This window comes from Streptomyces sp. NPDC001530 (assembly GCF_042894545.1).
GTDB lineage: Bacteria > Actinomycetota > Actinomycetes > Streptomycetales > Streptomycetaceae > Streptomyces.
The window spans coordinates 218,972-238,637 of the sequence record NZ_JBIAVS010000004.1; the positions used below are offsets into that span (position 1 = coordinate 218,972).

Annotated in this window: 17 protein-coding genes; 16 read left to right on the forward strand and 1 reads right to left on the reverse strand. The window is 72.1% G+C overall.

The genetic code is table 11. The features are described 5' to 3' along the window. The first annotated feature begins 20 nt into the window (after positions 1-20). The 8 genes from ACFY0T_RS08960 (at position 21) to kynU (ending at position 8,222) form a co-directional block, all read left to right on the forward strand. Positions 21-896, forward strand: coding sequence for an SRPBCC domain-containing protein (locus tag ACFY0T_RS08960; protein ID WP_388866259.1), 876 nt, complete (start codon positions 21-23; stop codon positions 894-896). Positions 897-1,178: 282 nt separating this feature from the next. Beyond that, positions 1,179-1,967 (forward strand): aldose 1-epimerase, encoded by a 789-nt coding sequence (locus ACFY0T_RS08965; protein WP_388866261.1) that lies wholly within the window; start codon positions 1,179-1,181, stop codon positions 1,965-1,967. A 10-nt stretch (positions 1,968-1,977) separates the two neighbouring features. Beyond that, on the forward strand, positions 1,978-2,526 hold the full coding sequence (gene pyrE, locus ACFY0T_RS08970) for an orotate phosphoribosyltransferase (RefSeq protein WP_388866262.1): 549 nt from the start codon (positions 1,978-1,980) through the stop codon (positions 2,524-2,526). A 184-nt stretch (positions 2,527-2,710) separates the two neighbouring features. Continuing rightward, positions 2,711-3,733: a class II fructose-bisphosphate aldolase gene (gene fbaA / locus ACFY0T_RS08975; protein ID WP_388866264.1), complete on the forward strand. Its 1,023-nt coding sequence runs from the start codon at positions 2,711-2,713 to the stop codon at positions 3,731-3,733. 62 nt (positions 3,734-3,795) lie between these two features. After that, a complete protein-coding gene (locus ACFY0T_RS08980; RefSeq protein ID WP_388866265.1) occupies positions 3,796-5,334 on the forward strand; it encodes an MFS transporter in 1,539 nt (512 codons plus the stop codon). A 183-nt stretch (positions 5,335-5,517) separates the two neighbouring features. After that, positions 5,518-5,931 carry a DUF3151 domain-containing protein gene (locus tag ACFY0T_RS08985; RefSeq protein WP_388866268.1) on the forward strand — a complete coding sequence of 138 codons (414 nt, stop codon included), beginning with the start codon at positions 5,518-5,520 and terminating at the stop codon, positions 5,929-5,931. 256 nt (positions 5,932-6,187) lie between these two features. Then, complete coding sequence (locus ACFY0T_RS08990; protein WP_388866271.1) at positions 6,188-7,036, forward strand: tryptophan 2,3-dioxygenase family protein; 849 nt, start codon at positions 6,188-6,190, stop codon at positions 7,034-7,036. Continuing rightward, positions 7,029-8,222, forward strand: coding sequence for a kynureninase (gene kynU, locus ACFY0T_RS08995; protein ID WP_388866274.1), 1,194 nt, complete (start codon positions 7,029-7,031; stop codon positions 8,220-8,222). Before ACFY0T_RS08990 ends, kynU begins: the two co-directional genes overlap by 8 nt. 468 nt (positions 8,223-8,690) lie before the next feature. Here kynU and ACFY0T_RS09000 read toward each other — a convergent pair whose 3' ends face one another. Further along, entirely contained in the window at positions 8,691-9,296 is a 606-nt protein-coding gene (locus ACFY0T_RS09000) for a TetR/AcrR family transcriptional regulator (RefSeq protein ID WP_388866277.1), read from the reverse strand. 183 nt (positions 9,297-9,479) lie between these two features. Between ACFY0T_RS09000 and ACFY0T_RS09005 the strand changes: the two genes are divergently transcribed. From ACFY0T_RS09005 to ACFY0T_RS09040, 8 genes are all read left to right on the forward strand, one after another. Beyond that, a complete protein-coding gene (locus ACFY0T_RS09005) occupies positions 9,480-10,427 on the forward strand; it encodes an alpha/beta hydrolase (RefSeq protein ID WP_388866280.1) in 948 nt (315 codons plus the stop codon). A 467-nt stretch (positions 10,428-10,894) separates the two neighbouring features. Then, a complete protein-coding gene (locus ACFY0T_RS09010) occupies positions 10,895-11,821 on the forward strand; it encodes an alpha/beta hydrolase (protein ID WP_388867030.1) in 927 nt (308 codons plus the stop codon). A 145-nt stretch (positions 11,822-11,966) separates the two neighbouring features. After that, on the forward strand, positions 11,967-13,175 hold the full coding sequence (locus ACFY0T_RS09015; protein WP_388867033.1) for an acyltransferase: 1,209 nt from the start codon (positions 11,967-11,969) through the stop codon (positions 13,173-13,175). A 10-nt stretch (positions 13,176-13,185) separates the two neighbouring features. After that, positions 13,186-14,733 (forward strand): sensor histidine kinase, encoded by a 1,548-nt coding sequence (locus tag ACFY0T_RS09020; RefSeq protein WP_388866283.1) that lies wholly within the window; start codon positions 13,186-13,188, stop codon positions 14,731-14,733. After that, positions 14,730-15,410: a response regulator gene (locus ACFY0T_RS09025; RefSeq protein WP_388866286.1), complete on the forward strand. Its 681-nt coding sequence runs from the start codon at positions 14,730-14,732 to the stop codon at positions 15,408-15,410. Before ACFY0T_RS09020 ends, ACFY0T_RS09025 begins: the two co-directional genes overlap by 4 nt. A gap of 714 nt (positions 15,411-16,124) precedes the next feature. Further along, positions 16,125-17,471: a sensor histidine kinase gene (locus ACFY0T_RS09030; protein ID WP_388866290.1), complete on the forward strand. Its 1,347-nt coding sequence runs from the start codon at positions 16,125-16,127 to the stop codon at positions 17,469-17,471. Next, positions 17,468-18,208: a response regulator gene (locus tag ACFY0T_RS09035; protein ID WP_388866293.1), complete on the forward strand. Its 741-nt coding sequence runs from the start codon at positions 17,468-17,470 to the stop codon at positions 18,206-18,208. Before ACFY0T_RS09030 ends, ACFY0T_RS09035 begins: the two co-directional genes overlap by 4 nt. A 183-nt stretch (positions 18,209-18,391) precedes the next feature. Beyond that, positions 18,392-19,612 carry a cytochrome P450 gene (locus tag ACFY0T_RS09040; protein WP_388866296.1) on the forward strand — a complete coding sequence of 407 codons (1,221 nt, stop codon included), beginning with the start codon at positions 18,392-18,394 and terminating at the stop codon, positions 19,610-19,612. Positions 19,613-19,666 lie beyond the last annotated feature (54 nt).

A 19,666-nucleotide genomic window follows, 5' to 3' on the forward strand; every position in this document is an offset into this window, starting at 1 on the left:
GCTGGGTAGGCTCGGCTGACATGGAGCATGAGGTGTTCGTTCCGGTTCCGGCCGAGCGGCTGAGGGAGGCGCTGGCCGATCCCGTGCGGGTGGCCCGTGCGGTTCCCGGCCTCCAGCAGGACGCGGGGACGCCGCCCGTCTCCGGGCGCCTGAAAGTCCGCGTCGGAGGCCACACGATCACCTATCGCGGTGCGCTCCGGGTCACCGCCCAGGACGACGGCACGTACGCCGTCGAGGGCGACGCCACCGAGGCCCGCGGCGGCGGCACCGTGAAACTCACCCTCGCCCTGCGCCTCCTCCCCGCCACCGCCGGCACGACCCTCGCCTTCAGCGGCACGGCCTCCGCGGACGGCCGCGTGGCAGAACTGCCACCGGAGGCGGTGTCCTCGGCGTGCACCCGCCTCCTGAGCCGCTTCGCGGAGAACTTGGGGGCGGGGCTTGGGGCCGGGAGCACGGCTGACCGGGATGCGGAACAGGAGCCCGAGCAGGGCGCGGCGGCGGAGCCCGAGCCGGGTGCGGTGGCGGAACCCGAACCCCCGGCTGAGGCCGAGTCCGAGTCCGGCGCCGTCTTCGACGCCGAGGTTCCGCCTTCGTCGCTCGACCCATTGGCGGATGACGAGCTGATGGACGAGGAACTGATGGGGGAGGATTTCGTCGTGGAAGGGGAGGAACCAGGCAGGGAGGATGCCATGGCCGAGGCGGCGCATGCGCGGCGGACGATGATCGGTCGCAGTGCGGAGGAGGTGGACCACGCGCCTCCGCGGGGCCGCTACGCTCCCGTCCCGCCGCCGGAGGCCACCGCCGCCCGGGCCACCCTCCGCTGGGCGGCCCCCGCCGCGGCCCTGGCCATCGCCTCGGCCATCGCCGTGACCCGCGCCCTGCGCAAACGCCGCTGATTTCGCCCCCTCCGCCCCTGCCCTCCCCCAAGCTCTCGGCTTCGCTCGAGCAGGGGGGACCCCCATCGTCCCTGGGGCTCCGCCCCAGACCCCGCTCCTCAAACGCCGGAGGGGCTGAACTTTTGCCGGCCGGGGCTGGAAAAGTTTCAGCCCGTCCGGCGTTTGAGGACGAGCGCGAAGCGCGATCCGGGGGTCTGGGGGCGGAGCCCCCAGGTACGGGACGGGTAAGGGCGGAGGGGGCGAGAAAACGGAGGCGGGGCCCCCGGCAGTAGGGTCACCTCCGTGAGTAACGAAGACATCACGCTGACCGCGGGCGACGCGGAGGTGACCGTGGCGCCGGGCAACGGCGGACGGGTCGGAAGTCTGCGCGTCGGCGGCGTCGAACTGCTGCGGCAGGGCGCGAAGTTCGGGTGCTTCCCGATGGTCCCCTGGTGCGGACGCATTCGCGAGGGACGGTTCCTGGACGGCGCCACCGTCCAGCAGATGCCGCTCAACTCCCCACCGCACGCCATCCACGGCACCGCCCGCGACGGCGCCTGGCGCACCGCCCGCACCGCCAAGAACGAGGCCGCGATCACGTACGACCTCGTCGCCCCCTGGCCCCACCCCGGCCGCGTCACCCAGGCCTTCACCCTGACCGAGGACGCCTTCACGCTCACGATGTCCGTGGAGACGTACGAATCCTCCTTCCCCGCCCAGATCGGCTGGCATCCGTGGTTCAACCGGAACCTCGGAGGCGAGGACGTCCGGCTCGACTTCACCCCCGCCTGGCAGGAGGAGCGCGGTGACGACCACCTGCCCACCGGTCGCCGGATCGAGCCGAAGCCCAGCCCCTGGGACGACTGCTTCGGCATGCCGGACGGCGTCGACGTGACGCTCACCTGGCCAGGACAGCTCGAGCTGCAGGTCACCAGCCGCGAGGAGTGGGTGGTCGTGTACGACGAGCAGGAGGCGGCCGTGTGCGTCGAGCCCCAGACCGGGCCGCCCAACGGGCTCAACACCCACCCCCGCCTGGTCACCCCCATCGAGCCCCTGGAGGCGACCACGACCTGGAGCTGGCGGCGGCTCTAAGCTGGCGGACATGAGTGACGTACGCGGCGCGCTGCTGCAGCAGATCAAGGACAAGGCCGTGGTGCACGGCAAGGTGACCCTCTCGTCGGGTCTTGAGGCCGACTATTACGTGGACCTGCGTCGGATCACGCTGGACGGGGAGGCCGCGCCGCTCGTCGGGCAGGTTCTCCTGGATCTCACCGCCGAGCTCGACTTCGACGCCGTGGGAGGGCTCACCATGGGCGCCGACCCCGTGGCGGCCGCCATGCTGCACGCCGCCGCCGCGCGCGGCAAGCGCCTCGACGCCTTCGTCGTGCGCAAGGCCGCCAAGGCGCACGGCCTGCAGCGCCGTGTCGAGGGCCCGGAGATCAAGGGCCGGCGCGTGCTCGTCGTCGAGGACACCTCCACCACGGGCGGCTCCCCGCTCACCGCCGTCGAGGCGGTGCGCGAGGCCGGTGCCGAGGTCGTCGGTGTGGCGACGATCGTCGACCGCGCCACCGGCGCCGCCGAGAAGATCGAGGCGGGCGCCGGGGTGCCGTACCTCTTCGCCTACTCCAAGGACGAGCTGGGTCTGGACTGACGTACGAGAACCCCTGGGGCTCATGTTCCAGGGGTTACCGACGGGTCGCGGACACGGTGGCCGGAGCATTGGGTCGAGTCTGGAAAGATGGGGCCGACGATGACGTCGCCCCCTAGGTCAGGGCCGTAAGCAGCAGTCCAGGCGTACAGCAGTACGCAGACCCGCACATACAAGGAGCGGACAGATGCCCATCGCAACCCCCGAGGTCTACGCCGAGATGCTCGACCGGGCGAAGGCAGGCAAGTTCGCCTACCCGGCCATCAACGTGACCTCGTCCCAGACCCTGCACGCTGCGCTGCGCGGCTTCGCGGAGGCGGAGAGCGACGGCATCATCCAGATGTCCACCGGCGGCGCCGAGTTCCTCGGCGGCCAGTACAACAAGGACATGGTGACCGGCGCCGTCGCGCTCGCCGAGTTCGCGCACATCGTCGCCGCGAAGTACGACATCACGGTCGCGCTGCACACGGACCACTGCCCGAAGGACAAGCTGGACGGCTACGTACGTCCGCTGCTCGACATCTCCGCCGAGCGCGTCGCCAAGGGCGAGAACCCGCTGTTCCAGTCGCACATGTGGGACGGCTCCGCCGAGACCCTCGCCGACAACCTGGCCATCGGCCAGGAGCTGCTCGCGAAGGCCGCCGCCGCGAAGATCATCCTCGAGGTCGAGATCACCCCGACGGGTGGTGAAGAGGACGGCGTCTCGCACGAGATCAACGACGAGCTGTACACGACCGTCGAGGACGCGCTGCGCACCGCCGAGGCCCTCGGCCTGGGCGAGAAGGGCCGCTACCTGCTCGCCGCGTCCTTCGGCAACGTGCACGGCGTCTACAAGCCGGGCAACGTCGTCCTCCGCCCCGAGCTCCTCAAGGACCTCCAGGAGGGCGTCGCCGCCCAGTACGGCACGGCGAACCCGTTCGACTTCGTCTTCCACGGCGGCTCCGGCTCCACGGCCGAGGAGATCGCCACGGCGCTGGAGAACGGCGTCGTGAAGATGAACCTCGACACCGACACCCAGTACGCCTTCACGCGCCCCGTCGCGGACCACATGTTCCGCAACTACGACGGCGTCCTGAAGGTCGACGGCGAGGTCGGCTCCAAGAAGACCTACGACCCGCGCACCTGGGGCAAGCTGGCCGAGGCCGGCATGGCCAAGCGCGTGACCGAGGCCTGCGCCGCGCTGCGTTCCACGGGCACCAAGCTGAAGTAGTCATCGTTTCCGGTTGGGCTCGGCACCCCCGCGGTGCCGGGCCCTTCCGTATGCTCCGAGGTATGGCTGCCCCTGCGCAGGAGATGTCAGGAGAAGCACCGGCCGTACGGATTTCCACTCCCACGGGCAAGTGGATCCTGCTGACCACCGTGCTCGGTTCCAGCATGGCCATGCTGGACTCGACGGTCGTCAATGTCGCGCTGCCGCGCATCGGCCGTGACCTGGACGCGAGCCTCGCGGCCCTCCAGTGGACCGTGAACGCGTACATGCTGACCCTGGCCGGGCTGATCCTGCTCGGCGGGTCGCTCGGGGACCGCTTCGGGCGGCGCAAGGTCTTCGTCGTGGGTGTGGTGTGGTTCGCGGCCGCGTCCCTGCTGTGCGGACTCGCGCCGAACGCGGGGGTGCTGATCGCCGCCCGCGCCCTGCAAGGGGTCGGGGGCGCCCTGCTCACCCCCGGTTCGCTCGCGATCATCCAGGCGTCCTTCCATCCGGACGACCGGGCCAGGGCCGTCGGCCTGTGGTCGGGCTTCGGCGGCATCGGCGCGGCGGTCGGGCCGTTTCTCGGCGGCTGGCTGGTGGACGGGCCCGGCTGGCGCTGGGTCTTCCTGCTGAACATCCCGGTGGCGCTGGTGTGCGCCCCGATCGCACTGCGGCACGTCCCCGAGTCGGGTGACGGCCGTACCCACCGCGGCTTCGACGTTCTCGGCGCCGTCCTCGGCGCGCTCGCGCTCGCCCTGGTGACGTACGCCCTGATCGAGGCTCGCAGCGGCTCCGTGCTCGTCCCGGTGACGGCGGTCGCGGGCGTGGCCGCGGGGGTGGCCTTCGTGTACGTCGAGCGGCGTCGGCCCGATCCGATGATGCCGCTGGACATTTTCGCGTCCCGCCAGTTCACGGCCGTCAATCTCGTCACGCTGTGCGTGTACGCCGCCTTCGCGGGGTTCTTCTTCCTGACCGCGCTCCAGCTCCAGGTCGTGGCGGGTTATTCGGCCTTGGGCGCCGGTACGGCGCTGCTGCCGACGACGGCCTTGATGCTGCTGTTCTCCTCCCGTTCCGGCGAACTCGCCCAGCACATCGGACCCCGTATCCCGCTCACGGTGGGGCCGCTGCTGTGTGCGGTCGGGATGCTGCTGATGCTGCGGGTGGGGCCGGACGCGTCGTATCTCGCCGACGTCCTGCCCGCGCTCCTGGTGATGGGCCTGGGCATGGTCACCCTGGTCGCGCCGCTGACCGCCACCGTCCTCGCCTCCGTGGACACCGCGCGGGCCGGTCTGGCCAGCGGGATCAACAACGCGGCGGCCCGCGCGGCCGGGCTCATCGCCGTGGCCGCGCTGCCGCTGCTCGCCGGGATGGGCCCGGAGGCGTACCGCTCGGCGGACGCCTTCAACGCCGCCTTCCGGCGGGCGATGCCGCTGTGCGCGGGCGTGCTCGTCGTCGGGGCGGTGCTGGCCTTCGCGACCGTACGCCGCCCTGCGCCCGACTGCCGGCGCCCCCAGTGCCGTACGCACGGCTGTGTGACGGCGCCTCCGCTGGAGCCGGCGCGCGCGGCGGCGCCTCCGGCCTCGGGATCGGCCAAGGCTTCCAGCGCTGGTCCAGCTTCGTGACGGTGCCGGTGGCTTCGTGACGGTGCCGGTGGCTTCGTGACGGTGCCAGTGGTGTGTCATCCTCCCCGTTGTCGTGAACACGTGCAGCTTGTGGCTGATCGCGGTGTGTACGCGGAACCGTTCGCTCCAGAACGGCCGCAGCCAACCGTTACTGATCACGGACGATGCAGCAGACTGGAACCCATGACGATTCACGAGAACCTCCTCGGGGGACCGCCCCCGACCCACCTCCCCGACGACCCGGAGCCGCGCGAGCTCCTCGCGAACGGCACGGCGCCGGCCGATGTCGCCGCCAAGTACCCCACCTCCTCGCTCGCCTGGGCGCAGCTCGCCGACGACGCGTACGAGCGGGGCAGCGTCGTCGAGTCCTACGCCTACGCCCGTACGGGCTACCACCGCGGCCTGGACGCCCTGCGCCGCAACGGCTGGAAGGGCCACGGTCCGGTGCCCTGGGAGCACGAGCCGAACCGCGGCTTCCTGCGCGCCCTGCACGCCCTCGCCCGCGCCGCGCAGGCGATCGGCGAGCAGGAGGAGTACGAGCGCTGCAGCCAGTTCCTGAAGGACTCCTCGCCTACGGCGGCGCAGACGCTGAGCTGAGCGCCGCTGATTGGGGTGAGCGGGAGACTCTGGGCTGAGCGCCGCTGATTCTGGGGTGAGCGGGAGGCTCCGAGCTGAGCGGTGCTCGGCTCGGCGCTGTCGCCGTGGGCGCGTTTGTACGGGTCCGCCTGGTGTGACCAGGCGGACCTTGCGGTTTCGGGGCACGATTGTGGAGGATGCGCGGTGGGGACCGGGGCCCCCGTGTCGGTAACGGCAGGGGCGGACCGCTACCCGGAGTACGCATCAGGAGACAGCGATGTCGTCCCATCAGGCCCAGCCCGCAGCGGCTCAGGAGCCCGAGACCCCGCATCTCGACTTCCACGGCACGACCCCGTACGAGGACTACGTACAGGCGGATGTGCTCACTCACCTCCAGCACACCCTCTCCGACGACCCCGGAGAGATGGTCTTCCTGGTGACCACCCAGGTCATGGAGCTGTGGTTCACGGTCATCGTCCACGAGTGGGAGACAGCGGCAGGCGCCCTGCGCTCCGACGACGTCCCGACCGCCGTGGCCGCGCTGAAGCGGTCCGTACGGGAGCTGGAGGCGCTGAACGCCTCCTGGCGGCCCCTCTCGCAGCTCACCCCCGCCCAGTTCAACTCCTACCGCTCGGCCCTCGGCGAGGGGTCCGGCTTCCAGTCGGCCATGTACCGCCGGATGGAGTTCCTGCTCGGCGAGAAGTCCGCGTCCATGCTCGTCCCGCACCGGGGCGCATCGCGCGTGCACGCCGAGCTGGAGAAGGCGCTGCACGAACCGAGCCTGTACGACGAGGTGTTGCGGCTGCTGGCGCGCCGCGGGCACGCGATCCCGGCGTCCGTGCTGGAGCGGGACGTGTCGCAGCGGTACGAGCCCTCCAGCGAGGTGGAGGCCGTCTGGACCTCTCTGTACGCGGGCCCCGAGGACGACGAACTCGCCCGTTTCGGCGAGGCGTTGACGGACGTCGCCGAGCTCGTGTGGCGATGGCGCAACGACCATCTCGTCGCCACGCGGCGCGCGATGGGCGCGAAGGCGGGTACGGGCGGCTCCGCCGGGGTGGCCTGGCTGGAGAAGCGCGCGCAGAAGAACGTGTTTCCCGAGCTGTGGACGGCGAGGTCTCATGTCTGAACTTGCCGTCAGGGCGGAGAAGTTGGACGCGGCCGACGAACTGGTAGGGCTGCGCTCGCAGTTCGTGCTCGACGAGGTCGTCTACCTGGACGGAAACTCGCTCGGCGCGCTGCCGGTGGGTGTCCCCGGGCGGGTGGAGGACGTCGTACGCCGCCAGTGGGGCGAGCTGCGCATCCGCTCCTGGGAGGAGAGCGGCTGGTGGACCGCGCCGGAGCGGATCGGTGACCGGATCGCTCCGCTGGTCGGGGCGGCGCCGGGCCAGATCGTGGTCGGGGATTCGACCAGTGTGAACGTCTTCAAGGCGCTGGTGGGGGCCGTACGGCTGGCGGAGGGAAACGGTGGTGGTCGGGACGAGATTCTGGTCGACGCGACGACGTTTCCGACGGACGGGTACATCGCGGCGTCGGCGGCGCGGCTGACGGGGTGCGAGCTGCGGCCGCTCGAACCGGCGGAGGTGCCGGGTGCGGTGGGACCGCGCACGGCGGCGGTGTTGCTGAACCACGTCGACTACCGCACGGGCAGGTTGCACGACCTCCCCGGGCTGACGTCCGCGATCCATGACGCCGGCGCCCTGGCGGTCTGGGACCTGTGCCACAGCGCGGGCGCCCTGCCCGTCGGGCTGGACGCGCATGGGGTCGACCTGGCGGTCGGCTGCACGTACAAGTACCTGAACGGCGGTCCGGGGTCACCGGCGTACCTGTACGTACGCAGTGACCTGCAGTCCCGTTTCGACTCCCCGCTGCCCGGCTGGAACTCGCACGCGGACCCGTTCGGCATGAGCCCGTCGTACGCGCCTGCTCCGGGTGCGCTGCGGGGCCGGGTAGGGACGCCGGACATCCTGTCCATGCTGGCCCTGGAAGCGGCGCTGGAGGTCTGGGACGGCGTCTCGATCGACTCCGTCCGCGCCAAGTCCCTCGCCCTCACGGACTTCTTCCTCGAGTGCGTCTCGGCATACGTTCCCGAGGGCCGGGTGGAGTCCCTGACCCCGTCCGCCCACGCGGAACGCGGCAGCCAGGTCGCCCTGCGCTGCGCGGACGCCGGCGCCGTGATGGAGCGCCTGATCGCCCGCGGCGTCGTCGGCGACTTCCGCCACCCCGACGTACTCCGCTTCGGGTTCACGCCGTTGTACGTGGGGTTCGGGGATGTGGAGCGGGCGGCGCGGGTGCTGGGGGAGGTGCTGGGGTAGCGGGGGCGGCTGCGCGTGCGCGTTCCGCTGGTGGGGGGTGGAGCGGGCTGCGGGTCGCTGGTGGGTGGGTCGGGGCCGTGCCGGTACATCCGCCCCGTCGCCGGTCGCAGCGCGGGGGGTTGCGACGGCTCCGTCTGCTGGCAACCACGTAAGCGACGGGGCATGTGATGTACCGGCACCGCCCCTTCCGTGCGTCGGCGGCTGCGGGTGCGTTCCGCTTACGGTGCCTGCCCCCGTCCACTCTGGCGGTCACCAGCCAACCAGCCAACCAGCCAGCTCGTGCGGCCGAGGCGACTCACCCCCAGCTCACCTGCACCTTCCACCCCGGGCCGGGCATCTTCAGCCCGTCCGGCGTTTGAGGACGAGCCGTTCAGGCCGATGCGGGGGTCTGGGGGCGGCAGCCCCCAGGTATGGGATGGGTAGGGGCGGGGGGGGCGAAAAAACCGCCCGCCCGCGCCACTACGGGGGTCACCCGACGACGTACACCCCCGCCGCGGCAGCGGCAACCGCAGCCTCGGCCGCACGATCGGCGGCCGCGGCATCGGGCACCACCCCGGTGGTGAGCAACGCGTAATACAGCGGCGCCGACACCGCCCGCACCACCATCCCCGCGTCGGTCCCCACCGGCAACTCCCCCCGAGCAACCCCCTGCTCCACACACGGCGCCCACTCGGCGACCCGCACGTCGTAGAACCTCCGCAACGCCTCCGCCGTACGCACGTCGCACGCCGCCGCAGCGATCACCGCCCGGAACAACGCCCCCTGCCGAGCATCGGCCAGCGTCCGCCGCACCAGCGCGGCATTGGCCCGCAGATCCCCGAGGACGCTCCCCGTCTCCGTACGGGGAACCGACTGCTCGGCCATGTCGCTGAGCAGGTCGGCGACCAGCCCCGTCACCGACCCCCACCGCCGGTACACCGTCGTCTTCCCCACCTCGGCCCGCCGAGCCACATCGGCCAGATCGAGATGCGCGAACCCCTGCTCGGCGAGCACATCCCCGGCGGCCCGCAACACGGCCGCACGGACACGGGCAGTACGCCCCCCAGGACGTACGGTGCCGGGTTCGGCGGACATGTCGGCCTCCTTTTTCGGGCACGTGGACGCTGCCGTCAGCGTAACGAAACAGTAGAACCGTTTAACCCTCACCGAGCGTGACAACCCCGTGTAGACGCACGTCACGGGCCTGATACCGTCCCCGCCAACGGCCGAATTCTCCCCTGGTCCGCCAAATCCGTTTCACCGCTGAGAGGTTGGAGCATGCAGGACGACGCCCGGGATGACGCTGCCGACGGAGCCGGCGCGCGGCGCGACGCCGCCGCAGAGCGGGAGGCCGCCGTACAGCGGGACGCCGCGGAAGAGGCATCGGCGTTCTCGCACCCGCCCGTGGATCCCGACGTCACCGCCGCGTACGGCGACCACCCCGACCAGGTGATCGACTTCTACGCCCCGCGCGAGCCCGACCCCGCGGTCCCCGCCCCCCTCGTGGTCGTCCTGCACGGCGGCGCCTGGCGCGCCCCGTACGACCGCCGTCACATCACCCCGTTCGCGGACTTCCTGGCCCGCCGCGGTTTCGCCGTGGCGAACGTCGAGTACCGACGGGGCGACGCGGCCCCGATCCCCACGCAGGGCGCCGGGGGCCCGATCGCGGGCCGCTGGCCGGACACCTTCGACGACATCGCGGCCGCGCTCGACGCGCTGCCCAGCCTCGTACGCGAGGGCCTCCCGCAGGCCGACCCCCGGCGCATGGTGGTCACCGGCCACTCGGCGGGTGGCCACCTGGCCCTGTGGGCCGCCGCCCGCCACCTTCTGCCCGCCGACGCCCCCTGGCGTACCGACCGGCCCGCCCCCCTGCGCGGCGTCGTCGCCCTCGCCCCGATCGCGGACTTCCAGGTCGCGGAGAAGCTCGACGTCTGCAGCGGTGCGGTCCGCCAACTCCTGGGCGGAGAAGGCAGGTTCGCGGAGCGCCTGCCCTACGCCGACCCGGTGCAGCTCCTCCCCACCGGCATCGCCACCACCCTCGTACAGGGCCGCACCGACATCGTCGTCCCGCAGGCGGTGGCCGAGTCGTACGCCGACGCCGCCGCCAAGGCGGGAGAGGTGGTCGGCCTGACGCTCCTGGAGGACGTCGGTCACTTCCCCCTGATTGACCCGGCTGCCGATGCGTGTGCGGTGGTGGCCGAGGAGATCGCCCAACTGGCTTGGTAGTACGCCCAACTGGGCTGGTGGTGACGGTGGTTGGTCTCTCTTCTGGGCCGCCCCGGTCATACCCGTAATACCTGAGAGCTACCTCGCAGGTGAGCTCCCCAGCGGGACGCCGACGACACGTCACGGTCCGTAACTTCCCCTCCAGAGACGCCCGATGAGCGGGCGGACTGGAAGGGAAGGGCACCATGGGATTCCGGGCGAAGCCGAGCGCGACGGGAAGAGTGGAGCGCCCCGCGGGCTCGACGTCGCCTGCGACTGAGTGGCTGGGGTGGGAGGGGCCGGAGGGGCGGGAGGGGCGGGAGAGGCCCGGGGCGGAGGCGTCGGCTGCGGGGGAGTCAGCGGCGCCGGAGTCGACGGCTGAGCGGTCGGCGGCTGAGCGGTCGGGGGCTGAGCGGTCGGGGGAGCTTGGGGGCGGCCGGGGTGCGGGCCGCGGTGGGGGGCGACGCGCGGGCCGCGTCGTCCGGCGTCTGCGGCGTGCGCTGCTCGCCTCGCTCGTCATAGGCGCCGTCGTCGTCCCCGTGTCCGCCGCCGCCCGGCCGCAGATCCCCGCCCCGGCACCCGCGGTCGTCGCTCCGGTGACGGCATCGACGCTGGACAAGGCGTACGAGGCGAACCGTGCGAACGCCGCGGAGGCGGCCCGTATGGCCGCGGATCACGGCGACCGCACCCGCGCCGCTGCGGACCGCGCCATGGCCGACCCCTCCCGCCACTTCCTCTCCTTCGACGGCCGGGGCTCCGGCCAGGCGGTCGAGGTCTTCGGCGACCTCGCCCGCGCCGACCGCGTGGCCGTCCTGGTCCCCGGCTCCGACACCACCCTGGAGACGTTCGGCCGCTTTCGCGCCGGCGCCCTCGCCCTGCACGACCGCCTCGGCCCGCGCACGGCCGTCGTCGCCTGGCTGGGCTACGAGACGCCGGGCACGGTGAGCACCACGGTCATGACGACGGGCCGTGCAGAGGACGCGGCCCCGCGCCTGAAGGGGTTCATCCGCGAACTGCGCGGCGTCGTCGGTCAGTCGGCGCACCTGTCCCTGCTGTGCCACTCGTACGGCACGGTGGTCTGCGGCCGTGCGGCACAGGGCCTGGTCGTGGACGACATCGCACTCGTCGGCAGCCCGGGCACCGGCGCGGACTCCGCGGCGGCGCTGCACACGTCCGCCCGCGTCTGGGCGGCCCGGGGCGCCGACGACTGGATCGCGAACGTTCCGCACGCGAGCGCCGATCTCTTCGGCACCACCGTCGGCTTCGGCACCGACCCCCTCTCTCCAGCCTTCGGCGCCCATGTCTTCGCGGCGGGCGACGGCGGCCACAGCGACTACTTCCAACCGGGCTCGGTGTCCCTGGACAACCTCGCCCGCATCGTCCTCGGCGACACCTCGGAGGTGACCCGTGCGTGAAGCGAGTGTTCGAGTGAGTCTTCGAAAGAAGAATGCTCCGGCAGTGGTCGACGGTGCCGACGGCCTCCAGGGGCCGTCCGCGCCGCCCGGACACGGAAGCCGCGCGGGTGGTGCGGGCCGGAAGACAAACCCGGCCGCGGGCCGGGTGCCCCGTCCCCGCCCCGCGCTGAACGCCATACGCACCGCGGTACAGCGCATCGACGAGGCGACCCCTGTGGAGCGGGACCGCGCCGTCGACGCCCTGCGCGCCCTCGCGATCCTCGGCGTCGTCCTCGGGCACTGGCTGGTCACAGCCCTGGTCGCGGACGGCGGCGCGCTGCACACGGCGAGCCCGTTGCAGCACATGCCCTGGCTGGCCCCGATCTCCTGGGTCTTCCAGACGCTCGCCGTGTTCTTCCTGGTCGGCGGCCATGTGGCGACGAAGAGCTACGCGTCGGCGCGGGCGCGCGGCACGACGTACGGGCAGTGGCTGCGCGCCCGGCTGAGCCGTCTGTTCAAGCCGGTGGCGGCGGTGCTGACCGTCTGGACGGTGGCCACGGCCTGCCTGCTCGCGTCGGGCACGGGATTCGAGACCGTCCACACGCTGGTGAAGCTGGCTCTGTCCCCGCTCTGGTTCCTCGTGGTCTTCGCGGGACTGACCGCGGTGACGCCCCTGGTGGCGCGCATCAACCCGCTGTGGCCGCTGGCCGTCGTTCTCCATGTGGACCTCATTCGCTTCGGCCTCGGCGGCCCGTCCTGGCTCGGCTGGGTGAACGTCGCGGCGGGCTGGCTGGTGCCGTACACCCTGGGCGCGGCCTGGACGCGCGGCGAGCTGGACCGACGGCGCGCGGGCTGGGTGCTGTTCACCGGCGGCGCGGTGGCGACGGCGGCGCTGGTGGCGTGGGCCGGCTATCCGGCGTCGATGGTCGGCGTCCCGGGCGCGGCGGTCTCCAACCTGAACCCGCCGACGCTGGCCGCGGTCACCTTCGGCCTGGCCCAGTGCGGTCTCGCCCTGCTGCTGCGCGAGCCACTGCGGCGGGCGATGCGGCGCCCCGCGGCCTGGGCGGCGATCGCCTTCGCCAACCTCTCCGCGATGACGATATTCCTGTGGCACCAGACGGCCATGATGGCGGTCACGGCCCTGGGCCTCCTCGCGGGCCGTCTCCCCGGCCTGCACACCACCCCGGACGGGCTCGGCTGGGTGGCCGCCCGGCTCGCCTGTCTCCCCGTCTTCGTCCTCGCCCTCGCCTTCTGCTGGTCCGCCTTTCGCACCTACGAACAGGGGCCCCGCCGCCGTACCGGCCGCCCGTCCCGGGTCGTCCGCGTTCACCGCCGCCCCGGCCCGGCGGGAGCGAAGGCGATCCCTCGTGCCTAGGGTTGACCACGTGACCAGCGAGGAGCACCGGGACCCGGACGACGAGCCCGCCATGCCTCCCCGCTTCCAGGGCCCGGACCGAGATCCGGGCGATTCCGCCCAGCCCACTCCGCGAGAAACCCGGCGCGATCCCGCCCCGCGGGAAGCACCCGGAACCGTCACAGCCCCTGGCGCCCGCAGCACCAGCAGCGCTGGCCCAGCCCGCGTACACGGAGTCGGACATCTCCTGCGCGCGGTCCTGACCGACCTCGCGTCGCCGTCGGCCGCGCCGCTGCCGCCGCTGTCCCGGCCCCGGTGGCTGCGCTGGCTGCCGCATGTCGTGGTGTGCTGGATCGCGCTCGGGGTCGGGCTCGCGGGCGCGGACAACCTGAATACCAACTATCACCTGGGCCTCGCGCTGGGCACGGTGACCGGGCTCGCGCAGGGCGTGGCGATCGCGCTGGCGCTGTGGCGGCCCGTTCCGGCCTGGTGGCTGTCGCTGGCCGCGACCGTCGTGGCCGCCACGGCCGAGCGCTCGCACCCGGTGGCGGCGTTGGCGCCCCCCGGGCCCGACTGGCCGTGGAGCCCGCCCGCGATCATCGCGCACGCCTTCGTGCTCTTCTTCCTGGCGCTGCGGGTGCCCACGCGTGTGGCCGTCGGCGCGTTGTCCCTGACCGCCCTGGTGACGTATTTGGTGGAGGGGGTGGTCGGCGGTCAGGCCTACCGGGCGACGGGGCTGCTGGCGGTCGTCGTCTTCGCCGCCGTCGTCCTCCTCGGCACCGCACTCCGCGGCCGCCGCGAGGCCCGCACCCAATTGGTCGAGCAGGCCTCGCTGACCGAGGAGGAGCGGGCCCGCCGCACCCTCCTGGAGGAGCGCAGCCGGATCGCACGCGAGCTGCACGACGTGGTCGCCCACCACATGTCGGTGATCTCCATCCAGGCCCAGGTCGCCCCGCACCTGGTCGAGAACCCCAGCGACGAGCTGAAGGAGAACTTGGACGGCATCCGGCAGAACGCGCTGGAGGCGCTGACCGAGCTGCGCCGCGTCCTCGGCGTGCTGCGCTCGGAGAACCCCGAGGACCCCTACGGCCTCGGTGCCGGCACCGGCGCCGCCCCGGACTCCCCGCAGCCCACGCTCGACCGCCTCGACGCCCTCGTCGAGAACACCCGGGCCGCCGGCCTTGACGTGACCACGGAGATCACCGGCGAGCAGCTCCCTCTCGCGCCCGGCGTGGAGCTGTCGGCGTACCGGATCATCCAGGAGGCGCTGAGCAACGCCCTGCGGCATGCGCCCGGTTCCGCGGTCCGCGTCGAACTGTGGCACTTCCCGCGCGGTCTTCAGGTACGGGTCGTCAACTCGAGACCCGAGCGCTCCGCACCACCGTCCCCGGGCGCCGGGCACGGTCTGCTCGGCATGCGGGAGCGCGTGGCCATGCTCGGTGGCACCCTCGTGACGTCGGAGACGTCGTGCGGCGGCTTCGCGGTGGCGGCCTTCCTGCCCCGCAACGGCGCCCCTGCCACCGACGACGGCTCCACCGACCACAACTCCACAGGCCTCACAGGAGAAGACACCCCATGACGAGCGCGAGCGGCACCATCCGCGTACTGATCGCCGACGACCAGCAGATGGTCCGGCAGGGCTTCAGCGTGCTGCTCAACACCCAGCCCGACATCGACGTGGTCGGCCAGGCGGTCGACGGCCTGGACGCGATCGCCAAGGTCGCCGAACTCGCCCCGGACGTCGTCCTGATGGACATCCGCATGCCCGAGCTCGGCGGCATCGAGGCCACCCGCCGCATCACCGACGAGACACCCCACATCAAGGTGCTGGTGCTCACCACCTTCGACCTCGACGAGTACGTGTACGACGCCCTGCGCGCCGGCGCCTCCGGGTTCCTGCTCAAGGACGCGTCCGCCGACCAACTCGCCGAGGCGGTACGGGTGGTCGCGGCGGGCGACGCGCTGCTCGCGCCGGGCATCACCCGCCGCCTCATCGCCGAGTTCTCCCGCCTCGGCTCCGCCCCCCGCGCCCCCCTCAAACAGCGCGTGGGCGAACTGACCGAGCGCGAGACCGAGGTCCTCGCGCACATCGCCCAGGGCCTGTCGAACGCGGAGATCGCCCAACGCCTGGTCGTCGCCGAACAGACCGTGAAGACCCACGTAGGCCGCATCCTCGTAAAACTCGGCCTACGCGACCGCACCCAAGCAGCAGTCTTCGCCTACGAGTCAGGCCTGGTCCGCCCCTCGGGCTACTAACCCCACCCCTCACACCTCTCACCACCCCCAGCCACATACGCAAACCCCCACCACCCCCAGCCACATACGCACGCCCCCACCCACCCGCAGCCGCACGCGCACGCCCCCACTCACCTGCAGCCGCACGCGCACGCCCCCACTCACCCGCAGCCGCACGCGCTCGCCCCCACCCACCCGCAGCGCCCGCGCACGCCCCACCACCCGCAGCCGCACGCGCCCGCCCGATGCACCCGCAGCCACCACACCCCCGCGGCGCCCGCCCCACACCTGCGCCCACCGACGCACGCCCGCACCCCACCCGCACGCACCCCACCCCCACCCCCACGCACCCGCAGTCGCCGACGTACGGAAGGGGCCGTGCCGGTACATCAAATGCCCGTCGCTTACGCCCGGATCCGGAAAACGGCTCCCCATAGCCCAACGCCTGATCCACCGGCGACGGGCGGATGTACCGGCACGGCCCCGACCCCCCACCCACCCGGAGGCGAACGGGCAGCAGGCGAGCCGTCGGCAGACGAATCGACGGCAGACGAGCCGTCGGCAGACGAGCCGTCGGCAGACGAGCCGACGGCAGGGTGAACCGGCGACAGGCGAACCGGCGACAGACGAACCGCCGACGGACCCCGGCCCTACCCGTAGTACCTGAGACGGACCCGCAAGGACCCTCCTCGCAGGTGACGACCACACCCCCCACCGCGCCCTACCGTTTTGAACGTGACCGAGACGACCCAGACGCAGACGACGCCGCCGGCCGGTGCCAAGCCACGCAGCCCGGAGTTCCGGCTGGCGGCAGACGCCCTACGCGGCCTGCGGCAGGACTTGTTCCACGACGCCTTCGCCTACCGCCCGCTGCCGCGCATGCGCGTGGACGGCCCGCTCACCCGACGCCTGCCGGAGGGGACACGGGAGTACGCGGCCTGGACCCCGCACGCGGCGGTGGCAGCGGCCGGACTACTGACGATGGCGATGTCCACCACCGACAGCGACGGCACCGGCGGTGTCACGACGTTGGTATGCGCACTCCTCGCACTGATCCCGGTCCTGCTGACCCTCATCCGTCCGGTCGGTGCCTTCTGGTTCTCCATGGCCGCGACACCGATCGCCGCCGTGTTCGGCTCCAGCTGGAGCCAATGGCCGTGGCCGCTCGGCAGCTTCGCCGCCCACGTCGTGGTGCTGACGGTCGTGGCGCTGCGCACGAGACCGCGCACGGCAGCCTGGATGTGGGCGCTGACCGCGGTGTACGGGACGGTCGCCCAGACCGGATTCCGCTCGGGCTACTACTACGGGACCAACACGGTGCCGCTGCTGTTCGTCTCCGCCCTGGCCCTCCTGGTCGTCACCGTCCTGCACATACGCCGTGAGGCCGAACAGGAGGTGACCGCCCAGCAGTCGGAGACGGCGCAGGAGCGCTCCAAGCGCACGCTCCTCGAAGAGCGCACGACGATCGCCCGCGAGCTGCACGACGTGGTCGCCCACCACATGTCGGTGGTCGCCATCCAGGCGGAAGCCGCCCCCTACCGGGTGGAGAACCCACCGCCGGAGCTGGAGCAGGCCTTCGCCACGATCCGGGAGAACGCGGTGGCGGCGCTGACCGAGCTGCGCCGCGTGCTCGGTGTCGTCCGCGCGGAGGACTACGAGGCTCCGGACGCCCCGCAGCCCACCCTCGCCGACCTCGACGCACTCCTCGCCAATGTGCGGGACGCGGGCCTGACCGTCGACAAGGCGGTCACCGGCGCGGTGCGCGAACTCCCGCAGGGCGTCGAGCTGTCGGCGTACCGCATAGTGCAGGAGGCCCTCAGCAACACCCTGAGGCACGCGCCGGGCGCGATGGCCCGCGTCGAGATCGGTTACGTACTCGGCGGGCTCGGCCTGCGCATAGTCAACGGCCCCGCGCCGGCGACGAGCCTGACGAAGTCCACCCACGGCGCGGGGCACGGCATCACCGGCATGCGCGAGCGCGTCACGATGCTGGACGGCGAGATGACGGCAGGCGAAACGGACGACGGAGGCTATGAGGTGACGGTCTTCCTGCCGGTACCCGCCGCAGAGGAGCCCGCATGACACCCGGCACCAGCAGCACCACCGGCGCAGGCACTGGCACCGGCGGCACCGGTACCGGCGGCGCAGGCACCGGCGGCATCCGCGTCCTGATAGCCGACGACCAAGTCATGGTCCGCGAGGGCTTCTCCGTGCTGCTCGGCGCGATGCCGGACATCGAGGTGGTCGGTGAGGCGGTCAACGGCCGGGACGCGGTCGAGCGGGTACGTGAGCTCGCCCCGGACGTCGTGCTGATGGACATCCGTATGCCGGAGATGAACGGGATCGAGGCGACCCGGGAGATCGTCGCAGCGGACGGCGCCGCGAAGGTGCTGGTCCTGACGACGTTCGACCTCGACGAGTACGTGTACCAGGCGCTGCGGGCGGGGGCGTCCGGCTTCCTGCTCAAGGACGCCTCGGCGCGGCAACTCGCGGACGGCGTAAGGGTGGTGGCGGCAGGGGAGGCGCTGCTCGCCCCCTCGGTCACCAAGCGGTTGATCACCGAGTTCTCCAAGCTCGCGGACGCACCCCGGCTCTCGGCCACGGCGCACGCGGCGTACGGGGATCTGACCGAGCGGGAGACGGAGGTGCTGGTCCTGATCGCCCAGGGCTTGTCGAACGCGGAGATCGCCGAGCGTCTCGTCGTCGCCGAGTCCACGATCAAGACGCATGTGAGCCGCATCCTGGTGAAGCTGGGCCTGCGGGACCGTACGCAGGCGGCGGTGTTCGCGTACGAGGCACGGCTGGTCACACCCAGGTAATCAAGGGGATGGCCGCTGGACCGGACGCGGACCGGACGAGGACCGGACGGGGGGCGTAGGGGACCGGGCGGGGGCCGGACGGGGCCGGACGAGGGCCGGACGGGGGGCGTAGGGGACCGCGCAAGGGGCCGCTCGTCGAGACGCCCCTGTTCAGAGGGGGGTGCGTCGGGCTAGCGTCCGTTCATGGCAGCTTTGGAGACTCCGCAGGCCTTCGACCCGTGGGACCCGGCGTTCGTGGCGGACCCGTACCCGGCGTACGAGGAGCTGCGTGCGCGGGGCCGGGTGCACTACTACGAGCCCACCAACCAGTGGCTGGTGCCGCATCACGCGGATGTGTCGGCACTGCTGCGGGACCGGCGCCTGGGCCGGACGTATCAGCACCGGTTCACGCACGAGGACTTCGGGCGGACGGCGCCGCCGGCCGAGCAGGAACCGTTCCATGTGCTCAACGACCACGGGATGCTCGACCTGGAGCCTCCGGATCACACGCGCATCCGGCGGTTGGTGTCGAAGGCGTTCACGCCGCGCACGGTCGAGCAGTTGAAGCCGTACGTCGACCGGCTGGCGGGTGAGCTGGTCGCCGGTCTGGTGGAGGCCGGCGGCGGTGATCTGCTGAGCGATGTCGCCGAGCCGCTGCCGGTGGCGGTGATCGCCGAGATGCTGGGCATTCCGGAGTCCGACCGGGCGCCGTTGCGTCCCTGGTCGGCGGACATCTGCGGGATGTATGAGCTGAACCCGTCGGAGGAGACGGCGGCGAAGGCGGTCAGGGCGTCGGTCGAGTTCACCGAGTACCTCCGGGAGCTGATCGAGGTCCGGCGCAAGGAGCCCGGGGACGATCTGGTCTCGGGGCTCATCGCGGCGCATGACGAGGGTGACCGGCTGACCGAGCAGGAGATGATCTCCACGTGTGTCCTGCTTCTGAACGCGGGGCACGAGGCGACGGTGAACGCCACGGTGAACGGCTGGTGGGTGTTGTTCCGCCACCCCGAGCAGCTGGCCGCCCTGCGTGCGGACCACTCCCTGATTCCCACGGCGGTGGAGGAGTTGATGCGTTACGACACGCCGCTTCAGCTCTTCGAGCGGTGGGTTCTCGACGACATCGAGATCGACGGTACGACGATCCCCCGGGGGGCGGAGATCGCGATGCTCTTCGGCTCCGCGAACCGTGACCCCGAGGTCTTCGCCACCCCGGAGAAACTGGACCTCTCCCGCACGGACAATCCCCACATCTCCTTCAGCGCCGGGATCCACTACTGCATCGGCGCGCCGCTGGCCCGTATCGAACTCGCCGCGTCCATGGCCGCGTTGCTCGAGCAGGCCCCCACCCTCACCCTCGCGGCAGCCCCCACCCGCAAGCCGAACTTCGTGATCCGGGGCCTGGAGTCCTTGAACGTGACGCTCTGACGACGGCGACGGCGACGGTCGGAGGTGGGCTGGTTTTTCGCCCCCTCCGCCCCT